Genomic DNA, 10,960 nt, shown 5'->3' on the forward strand with positions numbered 1-10,960 from the left:
TTAAATGAATAAAAAGGAACCATTCAAGTCAGGTTTTATTTCCATCATCGGAAGACCAAACGTGGGGAAATCAACCTTACTAAACCAGATTGTTGGACAAAAAGTGGCTATCATGAGTGATACACCACAAACTACCCGTAATAAGATCCAGGGAGTCATTACGACAGACACAGCTCAAATGGTTTTTATTGATACACCGGGGATTCACAAGCCAAAGCATCGTTTGAATGATTTTATGTTAAAAAGTGCCTATAGTACTTTTAAAGAAGTAGATATTGTTTTATTTATGGTGAATGCAGAGGAACAACGTGGTGGTGGAGATAATTTCATCATGGAACGTTTGGCTAATGTTAAAACTCCCAAGTTTTTAATCATCAATAAAATTGATAAAATTCATCCAGAGAAACTTCTTGAAATTATCACTGATTACACAAGTGACCAAGAATTTGATGAAGTTGTTCCTATTTCCGCGAAAAATGGAAATAACATTCAGGAATTGTTGAAAACAATACAGTCTTATTTACCAGAAGGACCGCAATACTATCCAGCCGATCAGGTGACGGACCATCCGGAGTACTTTGTTGTATCTGAATTTATCAGGGAAAAAGTTTTGCAACTCACTCATGATGAAATTCCGCATTCTGTAGCGGTAAAGGTAGAGTCCATGCAGAGAAATGAAGACAACAAAGTCCATGTTCATGCAACAATCATTGTCGATCGTTCCAGCCAAAAAGGAATCATTATCGGCAAGGGTGGTAAAATGTTGAAGGAAATCGGTACAAGAGCTCGACGCGATATTGAAGCGATGTTGGGCGATAAGATATTCTTGGAACTTTGGGTTAAAGTACAACGCGATTGGCGTGACAAACAATCTAATTTACAAGATTATGGCTACCGTCAAAAAGATTATGACTAATAATCAAAGTAAAACATTTGACGCAATTGTTATTTCGGTGCGAAAACATAAAGAAAAAGATGCGCTTGTCAAAATGTTTACTTTAGAACATGGCAAGCGCATGTTCTTTATTCGCAATCATTACAAATCAAATCATGCGTTGAAGTCATCCTTGTTGCCTTTTACCTATTCTACATTTGAGGGAACAATCAATGAAGATGGGTTATGCTTTGTCAGTGACTATAAAGACAGTCACATTTTCAGGAAAATCCATGAAGATATTCATTTAAATGCTTATGCCACATATTTGGCCAATCTTAGTGATGCGGCGATTGAAGACCGCTTGGTAAATCGTGAACTGTTTACACTTCTTTTACAAAGTTTACGGTCCATGAATGAGGGAATGGATGCAGAAATCATCGTAAATATCTTTGAAATGAATATACTACGGTATTTTGGGGTACACCTTCAGTTAGACTCCTGTCGCGTATGTGGAAGTCAAAAAGAACCTTTTGATTTTTCAACTAAATATTCAGGAGTTCTGTGCAGTCAACATTATCATGAAGATCCTCACCGACTGCATATCAATCCTGCTGCCATTTATTTCTCGCGTCTTTTTCTGGGTATAAAACCTGAACAAGTTGAGGACATTTCAATTCGTGAAGACAATAAGAAAGCCATTCGTGAATTCATTGATTTCCTCTATGACGAATATGTCGGCATCCGCTTAAAAAGTAAATCTTACATTGACCAAATGTTTGAATGGGAAAATGCTCTCACCAACTTGATCAAGAAAAAAAATGAACCTTAAGCCTGAATTTAGCTTGACTTTGAATTTAAGAGTGTTTACTATAAAATATATATGCAATAGAAACGTTGACGATGAGAGTACTGTCGAGATAGTGCATCCAAGCGAGTTTGGGTTAGTGGGAGCCAAATGATGCCAGCCGACCAGGAAAGGCACATCCGAGTTTTACGAAAGAAGAGCTGGTTAAACCAGAAATAGGGTGGAACCGCGAGTTTAGACTCGTCCCTATGTTGCAAACGTGCAGCATAGGGACGAGTCTTTTTATGCCTATCTGCAGAAAACGACTACAAAGGAGAAAAAATCATGGAAGAAAAAGTGACTGTTCAGAAAATGATTCAAATACTTCAAAATTATTGGGCAGAACAAGGGTGCCTCTTATTAAATGCCTATGATACAGAAAAGGGTGCCGGTACGATGAGCCCTTATACATTCCTCCGTGCAATTGGTCCAGAACCATGGAACGCGGCTTATGTTGAACCGTCTCGCCGACCAGCCGATGGTCGTTATGGAGACAATCCCAACCGTCTCTACCAACACCATCAATTTCAAGTTGTGATGAAGCCTTCACCAAGTAACATCCAGGAACTTTATCTAAAGAGTTTGGAAGCTTTAGGTATAAATCCTTTGGAACATGATATCCGCTTTGTTGAAGATAACTGGGAAAACCCTTCACTTGGCTGCGCCGGTCTAGGCTGGGAAGTCTGGTTGGATGGAATGGAAATTACCCAGTTTACTTATTTCCAACAAGTTGGCGGTTTGGATTGTTACCCTGTTACGAGTGAATTAACATACGGGATTGAACGCTTGGCTTCCTACATTCAAGATGTTGAAAGTGTCTACGATCTCGATTGGACTGAAGGCGTTAAATATGGGGAAATTTTCTACCAACCAGAGTATGAACATTCTAAATATTCATTCGAGGAAAGCAATCCAGAATTATTGTTTATTCTATTTGAATCCTATAACGATGAAGCATTGAAACAAATTGAAAATGGTTTGGTTCACCCAGCCTATGATTATGTATTAAAATGTTCGCATGCCTTTAACCTCCTCGATGCTCGTGGAATGGTTTCGGCGACTGATCGAGCAGGATTCCTCGCTCGCATCCGTAACATGGCTCGTAAGCTTGCGGTTGCTTTCGTAGATAAGAGAAAAGAGCTGGGTTATCCGCTTCTTGATGAGAGTGAACGTGAACGCTTGTTGAAGGAGGAAGCATAATGACTGAAACATTATTAGTAGAAATTGGTTTAGAAGAAGTACCCGCAAGATTTGTTCGTTCCAGCAGTGAACAATTACAAGAGCGTCTTACTCGTTTCTTGAAAGAGAACCGCATCAAATTTGGTGAAGTACAGGTTTTTGCAACACCAAGACGTTTAGCGGTACAGATTAAGGATGTTGCTGAAAAGCAAGAGGATATTATTGAAAATGCTAAGGGTCCCGCTAAAAAAAATGCGTTGGACGCTGATGGCAATTGGACAAAGGCAGCACAAGGTTTTGCTAGAGGACAAGGCGTTTCTACCGAAGATTTATATTTTGAATCTATCAAAGACGTGGAATATGTTTATGCCAAAAAAGAAATCACCGGGATTGCGGTAGCAGAAGTATTAAAAGCTATTCCTGAAGTTGTAGGAGCAATGAATTTTCCTGTATCGATGCATTGGGGGAAAACTACGTTTGAATTTATCCGTCCTGTTCACTGGTTTGTGGTTATGTTTGGAAGTGATGTCGTACCATGTTCTTTCCTGGGAGTAAAGGCTGATAATATTTCGCGTGGCCATCGCTTCTTGGGGCAGGACGCTATCATCGATCATGCTGACAACTATGCAGAAAAATTACAAGAACAATTTGTAATTGCAAATCTCGAAGAACGAAAAGAAATGATCCAAAAACAATTCGTGGTTCTGGAACAGGAGAATGGTTGGATTATCCCTGAAGATGATACATTGATGGAAGAGGTTGTCTCCTTGGTAGAGTATCCAACAGCTTTTGCTGGAGATTTTGATGAGAGATACTTGGAACTACCAGAAGAAGTTTTGATTACTTCCATGAAGGGTCATCAACGTTATTTTGAAGTGACCGATCAAACTGGTAAATTATTACCTTATTTTATCGGTGTGCGTAATGGTGATGCGAATCATATTGAAAATGTGAAAAAAGGGAACCGTAAAGTATTGACGGCCCGTTTAGAAGACGCTCTATTCTTTTATGAAGAAGACAAGAAAATGGCTATTGCTTCTGCAGTCGATAAGTTAGCATCCGTTTCTTTCCATGCTAAAATTGGTTCGCTTGCACAAAAGATGGCTAACACCGCACAATTAAGCCAGATTATCGCTGAAATGGTTGGCTTGGATGAAGAACAAAAAGAAATGTTACAAAGGGCTGCGAATATTTATAAGTTTGATTTAGTCAGCAATATGGTTTCTGAATTCCCTGAACTACAAGGTGCAATGGGTGAAAAATACGCGCTCATGGCCGGTGAAAAACCTGAAGTAGCAGTTGCAATTCGTGAGCATTATTTGCCACTATCCAGTGATGGAGCAGTTCCTCAATCACTAATAGGATCCATATTGGCAATTTCTGATAAATTCGACAGTGTCATCAGTTTCTTCAAGCAAGGCATGATACCTACGGGTTCAAATGACCCCTATGCATTACGTCGTCAGACCATGGGAATCGTTCAAATCATTGAAGCGAATGGCTGGTCATTCTCATTTGGAGAAGTGCTTGATAATGCCTTGAGAAGTATTTATGGGTTAAGTGATGGGGCGCAAATTACTAATTTGAAGGAAGAGATTGTCGCATTTACGAAGAGTCGCGTTCTTCAAAAATTACAAGCATACGGTATTTCCCACGATATACAAGACGCCATTTTACATGCAAACAATGATGATATCATGATGACTGTTAAACAGGCTCAAACACTTTCTGAGCATCAGTCGGATGCTGATTATAAAGATGTCATTGAAGCGTTGGCACGTGTCGTCAATATATCTCAAAAAGTAATGCCTCCATACGAAGTTAAGGTAGAATTGCTTGAAACGTCTAGCGAGAAGAATCTTTATACGCAAGGTAATCATCTAGCTACTGTTTGGGATTCGGCGACCGTAGAAGAAGCATATCAGGCTTTACGCGATTTAGTACCATACATCACAGCGTACTTCGATGAAAACATGGTTATGGTAGAAGATATTTCGCTGAGAGAAAATCGTTTGAATACATTAGCTTATGTAGGACAATACATTTTGCAAATGGCTGATGTACGGAAATTAATTACGAAGTAGTGATTAAAGGCTGGGATGGATGTCTCAGCCTTTCGATTTTGTAATTGAATATTCTTTATGAAATTGTGGTATTATGGTAAATTAGGTATGAGCAAAAGGAATAGCTAATAAATAGATAAGAAATGAGAGGACATTATTATGTCAATGTTTTTAGATCACGCACAAGTCAACGTCATCGCTGGAAAAGGCGGGGACGGGATGGTTGCGTACAAGCGCGAAAAATATGTACCAGATGGAGGACCGGCCGGCGGGGACGGTGGCCATGGCGGCAGCATCATTTTCGAAGTCGATGGTGGCTTACGAACGTTATTAGATTTCCGTTACAATCGCCATTTTCGTGGTAAACCCGGCGAGAACGGGATGAGTAAAGGGATGTATGGAAAATCTGCAAAAGATACAATCGTAAAAGTTCCTCCTGGAACTGTGGTGCGAAATGCCGAGACACAAGTCTTGTTAGGTGATTTGACTGAAATTGGACAGCAACTCGTTGTTGCAAAAGGTGGACGTGGCGGTCGTGGAAATATTAAATTTGCTACGCACCGTAATCCTGCTCCAGCTATCGCTGAAAATGGCGAACCCGGTGAAGAACTTGTTTTAGATTTGGAATTGAAAGTTATTGCTGATGTAGGTCTGGTAGGTTTCCCATCAGTAGGGAAATCAACCATCCTTTCAGTCGTTTCTTCAGCAAAACCAAAAATTGGCGCATATCATTTCACGACAATTGTTCCTAACCTAGGGATGGTTCAAGCTCCAAATGGTATCCAATTCGGGATGGCAGATTTACCTGGATTGATTGAAGGTGCTTCTCAAGGGGTTGGTCTAGGTATTCAATTCTTACGTCATATTGAACGGACTCGTGTTATTCTCCACGTCATAGATATGGGAGCAACAGAAGGTCGTGATCCTTTTGAGGATTATGAAACGATCAATAAAGAATTAGAAAGTTATCAACTGCGTCTATTAGATCGTCCGACCGTTATTGTTGCGAATAAAATGGATGTTCCAGGTGCAGATGAGAACCTTGAAGAATTCCGGAAGAAACTTATTGAAAAACACGGTGAAGAAAATGCACCGAAAATTTTTGAAATATCAGCGTACCAAAATAAAGGTTTGGAGCCTCTATTGAATTACACGGCTGAACTAGTTGAAAAAACGGAAGAATTTCCATTATTTGATGAAGAAGAATTGGAAACTTCAGTTTTATATCAACTTAAAGATGAGAGCGATGAGATTATTGTCTCCAGAGACCCAGATACAACGTGGGTACTTAGTGGTGAAAAACTTGAAAAACTATTCAAGATGACTAACTTTGCTCATGACGAAAGTGTGATGCGGTTTGCCCGCCAATTACGTGGTATGGGAATCGATGAAGTGCTACGCTCACGTGGCGCGCAAGATGGAGATATTGTCCGGATTATGGACTATGAGTTTGAATTTGTTGACTAGAAATGAGTGTCTGAATTGAAAATACAATTTTTAGGGACAGGAGCAGGTGTTCCGTCTACAATCAGAAATTTGAGCAGTATCGCTTTAAAATTGTTAGATGAAATTAATGAAATTTGGTTGTTTGATTGCGGAGAAGGTACACAACAAAGGATTCTAAAAACATCTTTGAAGCCTAGAAAAGTTACCAAAATATTTGTCACTCATTTACATGGAGATCATATTTTCGGGTTGCCTGGTTTTTTAAGTAGCCGTGCCTTTCAAGGTGGGGATACGCCTTTGACGGTTTATGGGCCAAAAGGAATCAAGGATTTTGTGTTGACCAGTTTACGCGTTTCACAATCACATCTTCGCTACCCTATCTTTTTCCATGAAATAGAGGAAGAAGGCGTGGTATTTGAGGATGAACATTTTACGGTGACATGTGGAAAATTAGCGCATGGGATCACTTCTTATGGCTATCGCATTCAAGAAGCGGATTATCCAGGTGAGCTTTTAGTAGAAAAATTAAAAGCAGATAAAGTACCTGAAGGACCTGTATATGGGAAGCTAAAGAATGGTGAAACGGTTACTTTAGAGGACGGGCGTATCTTTGAAGGCAGTGATTACATTGGAGAGGCTAGTCCCGGAAGAATTATTACTATTTTGGGTGACACGCGTTTTACACCAAAAAGTATCGAATTAGCGTTTGGTGCAGATGTTTTAATACACGAGTCCACCTTTGATAAAGAAAGTCAAAAAATTGCCCGGGACTATTTTCACTCCACCTGCATGGATGCAGCTCATGTAGCCAAAGAAGCCCAGGTTAAACAACTCTATTTGACACATATCAGTTCACGTTACTTAAGCAAAGACCAAAAACAATTGCAGGACGATGCTCGAACTGTATTCAAAAAAACAAAATTGGTTAATGATTTCGACGAATTTGATGTTAAATTAGACAAAATTTAATTTGAGGGATGGGAAGGGATTTTCATGAAAAATGAATGGCGGTTAGTGATAGGAATTACGATTATAATTGTTATTATCTCGTTTGCAATTTTGAATGGGGACTCGGTACCTATAAGTTACGGATTTGGTGAAGTGAGTGCACCACTCATTATCGTCATGGTTATCTCATTATTACTTGGCTCAATTTTGACTCTTATTGTGTCGTCATCTTCTGTAAGACACGGAAAAAAAGAGTTGAAATCACTACGCGAAAAAGTTGATAATCAAGAATTCCAAACTGAAGAAGCAGTAAAAAGAGCCAACAAAGAGTACGAAATGCGTATTCAAGAATTAGAAGCAACAATAGCTCAAAAAGACACTGTTATTCAACAATACGAATCTGAAAAACAAACGAAAACCTACAACGATTTTAAACAAGATGTTTAATTTTACTTGTATGGTTTTCAAATAGTCTTAAGCACGCCTACGAACGTTTGTCGTCGGCGTGTTTCTATTAATGCTTGTTAAAAGGGAGTTATGAATTTGTTAAATGCAAGACTAAATTGGAATTTAAAAGAAAAGCCGTTTGATGAAAGTCCATTAAGTGCGTTACGTCAACAAACGACTTATAGTGGTGCCTTTCTTAAGCTCTGTATTCAACGCGGTTTGGATACAGAGGAAAAGTTGAATGCCTTTCTAAACCCAACCGATAAAGTTTTCCATGATCCTTTTTTGATGCATGACATGGAAAAAGCAGTTAATCGGATCAGACGTGCAATTGAAAAAGGTGAAACCATAGTCGTTTATGGGGATTATGACGCTGACGGTATTACGAGTACAACCATTTTGGTTGAAGCAATCGAGGTTCTAGGCGGAAATGTGTCCTTCTATTTACCAAACCGTTTTAAGGATGGCTACGGACCTAATACGACTGTTTTTCAGAAACTAGTTGAAGAAGGTACCGAACTCATTATCACTTGTGATAACGGCGTGAGTGGTCACGAAGCAATCGAGATAGCAATGAAGGCTGACGTTGATGTTATTATAACGGATCACCACGAATTGCCTGAAAAACTTCCAAACGCCTATTGTGTTATTCATCCTCGACATCCTGAGGGAAACTATCCATTCGCAGATTTGTCTGGAGCTGGCGTTGCTTTGAAGGTTATTGCTGCTTTATTCGAGCGTGTACCTTATGAATTCATGGACGTAGCGGCAATCGGAACTGTCAGTGACTTAGTGAGCTTAACTGATGAGAATCGCTGGATTGTGTTGCAAGGTATCCAAGCACTAAAGAATACCGAGCGTATTGGCTTACATTTGTTATTTGAAAAAGCTGGTGTCAGTGTGGATTCAGTCGATGAAGACACAATCGGATTCGTGATTGGACCAAGGCTGAATGCTCTTGGTAGGCTGGGGGATGCTTCTCCCGGGGTTGAATTGTTAATGTCGTTCGATGAAGACCAATTAATGTCATTAGTGGAAACAATCCAACAAACGAATGCGAAGCGACAAGAAATTGTTTCCACTATCTATGAATCTGCCGTCCAAAAAGTAGCACAATGGGAATCATTACCTGATGTGATCGTGCTTTACGATGAGAATTGGCACGAAGGTGTCTTAGGAATTGTAGCAAGTCGGATTGTCGAACAAACGGGACGGCCGACTATTTTATTGCATTTTGACAAAGCAACCGGTATTGCTAAAGGATCCGGACGGAGCATAGAAGCCCTCCATCTCATTGAAGCATTATCTCATTGTGCGGCTGACTTGTTGAAGTTCGGTGGACACAAAATGGCTGCTGGAATGAGTCTGAGTACAGATAAAATTCCTGATTTTTCTGAAAGTATCAATAAATATGCCCAAACCTTTCATGCAGAAATTTTAAAAGGCGATAGTATCCAAGTGGATGATATCTTGGAATTGGGTGATGTCACACTTGACTTCTTAAAAGAGGTTAATTTACTACGTCCTTTTGGAACTGACAATCCGAAACCGGTTTTTGGGTTTGATCGCATTCCGGCTGCCAATGTCAAACAGATTGGAACAGACCAAAAGCATTTGAAATTAATGCTTCAATCCGGTTCGGATTCTTTGGATGTTATTGGGTTTAATAAAGGTGGACTTGCTGAACATCTCGATGGACAACCAGCGATATCTGCTATAGGGGAGCTGAGCATCAATACTTGGCGTGATATATCCAAACCTCAACTACAATTGAAGGATGTTAAAGTTGATACCGTACAGTATTTTGACTTTCGTCAATCTAAATTTGATACCAAATCTTTAAGTCACATGAACAGTGTTTATTTATTCTTTAACAATAAATTTTTTGAAAAGATGAGTGAACACCTCCCAACTGAATCGGTGGCAGTTCTCCTCGAAAGTGATGATATCATCCCAGACTTTTCTGAGGATTTAACAAACTTGGTTATTTTAGATTGCCCAACTGATTTAGATAATGTAGAGACATTCCTCAAAAATCATCCCTTCAATAATTACTATATCTATGCTTATCCTGTGGACCTAATCCAGATTCAAGGAATGCCAACTAAAGAGGTCTTTGCTCGCGTTTACAAGTATCTGTACAGTAAAAAAGATATAGCTATCAAAGAAAAATTAGATGAACTATCCGCTTTCTTAAAAATAGATAAGAATCTCTTGGTTTTTGTGATTCAGGTGTTTTTAGAAGCTAAATTTGTTACAATTGATTACGGCGTTCTTAATCCCGTACCTAGTCCACCGAAACAGGTATTGATGGAGACAGAAGTATATAAGAAACGTTACAAAAAGATTCAATCAGAAAAAATGTTCATTTATAGTTCATTTGCTGATTTATCTATTTGGTTGAAGAAATAAAAAACTTTCCGTACAGGAGGAAACATGATGGATTTAAAAAATTATATTGCTGATGTAGTCGATTTCCCTGAGAAAGGCATTATCTTCCGGGATATTTCTCCATTGATGCAAGATGGTGCTGCATATCGTTATGCAGTAAACGAAATCGTTGAATTTGCAAAAGATTTGGGTGTTGACAAAGTAGTGGGTCCAGAAGCACGAGGATTCATGGTTGGATGTCCGGTTGCTGTTGGTTTAGGATGTGGCTTTGCAATGGCCCGTAAAAAAGGTAAATTGCCTCGTGAAACAATTGAAGTTGATTACGGTTTGGAGTATGGCGAAGCAACATTGCAATTGCACTCTGACGCTGTTAAACCAGGCGAAAAAGTTTTAATCTGTGATGATTTACTAGCAACTGGCGGCACAACGCTGGCAACTGTTGAACTAATTGAAAAATTAGGTGGAGAAGTTGTTGGTTTAGCTTTCTTGATTGAATTAATGGATCTGAACGGTCGCGAAAAAATCAAAAACTACAACATCAAAACGTTGATGGAATACTAATTCATATGGAGTTGGAGCTTTTGTTCCAACTTTTTTAGCGAAAAAAGGGCTCTATAATAAATGGTGTTGGTGAATCAATATGATTCACCGGCACCTTTTTCTGTTTTTAACGACAAAAAAGGTCCGTGAACCCCTATAATTAAGTTACCACACCAAATAATAGGAGGATTCACGTGACCCAAACCCATTGTATTAAAAAAATAC

The 10,960-nt window shown here is 39.2% G+C and carries 9 protein-coding genes; all 9 read left to right on the forward strand.

The features are described from left to right. The first annotated feature begins 4 nt into the window (after positions 1-4). The 9 genes from era to ACTU7M_RS04260 all read left to right on the forward strand — a co-directional run bounded on the left by era (position 5) and on the right by ACTU7M_RS04260 (position 10,756). Positions 5-916: a GTPase Era gene (gene era / locus ACTU7M_RS04220; protein WP_443473121.1), complete on the forward strand. Its 912-nt coding sequence runs from the start codon at positions 5-7 to the stop codon at positions 914-916. After that, positions 909-1,706: a DNA repair protein RecO gene (gene recO / locus ACTU7M_RS04225; protein WP_443473122.1), complete on the forward strand. Its 798-nt coding sequence runs from the start codon at positions 909-911 to the stop codon at positions 1,704-1,706. The genes era and recO overlap by 8 nt, the downstream gene beginning before the upstream one ends. A 300-nt stretch (positions 1,707-2,006) precedes the next feature. Next, entirely contained in the window at positions 2,007-2,921 is a 915-nt protein-coding gene (glyQ, locus tag ACTU7M_RS04230) for a glycine--tRNA ligase subunit alpha (protein WP_443473123.1), read from the forward strand. Further along, positions 2,921-4,984: a glycine--tRNA ligase subunit beta gene (gene glyS, locus ACTU7M_RS04235; protein WP_443473124.1), complete on the forward strand. Its 2,064-nt coding sequence runs from the start codon at positions 2,921-2,923 to the stop codon at positions 4,982-4,984. The genes glyQ and glyS overlap by 1 nt, the downstream gene beginning before the upstream one ends. A 138-nt stretch (positions 4,985-5,122) precedes the next feature. Beyond that, positions 5,123-6,430 (forward strand): GTPase ObgE, encoded by a 1,308-nt coding sequence (gene obgE, locus ACTU7M_RS04240; RefSeq protein WP_443473125.1) that lies wholly within the window; start codon positions 5,123-5,125, stop codon positions 6,428-6,430. Positions 6,431-6,445: 15 nt separating this feature from the next. Then, positions 6,446-7,378, forward strand: a complete 933-nt coding sequence (gene rnz, locus ACTU7M_RS04245) for a ribonuclease Z (RefSeq protein WP_443473140.1) — start codon at positions 6,446-6,448, stop codon at positions 7,376-7,378. Positions 7,379-7,402: 24 nt separating this feature from the next. Further along, a complete protein-coding gene (locus ACTU7M_RS04250) occupies positions 7,403-7,804 on the forward strand; it encodes a LapA family protein (protein ID WP_443473126.1) in 402 nt (133 codons plus the stop codon). 96 nt (positions 7,805-7,900) lie between these two features. Next, a complete protein-coding gene (gene recJ / locus ACTU7M_RS04255; protein ID WP_443473127.1) occupies positions 7,901-10,216 on the forward strand; it encodes a single-stranded-DNA-specific exonuclease RecJ in 2,316 nt (771 codons plus the stop codon). A gap of 27 nt (positions 10,217-10,243) precedes the next feature. Further along, on the forward strand, positions 10,244-10,756 hold the full coding sequence (locus tag ACTU7M_RS04260; RefSeq protein ID WP_443473128.1) for an adenine phosphoribosyltransferase: 513 nt from the start codon (positions 10,244-10,246) through the stop codon (positions 10,754-10,756). Positions 10,757-10,960: the final 204 nt, after the last annotated feature.

Source organism: Jeotgalibaca sp. A122 (assembly GCF_052266715.1).
GTDB lineage: Bacteria > Bacillota > Bacilli > Lactobacillales > Aerococcaceae > Jeotgalibaca.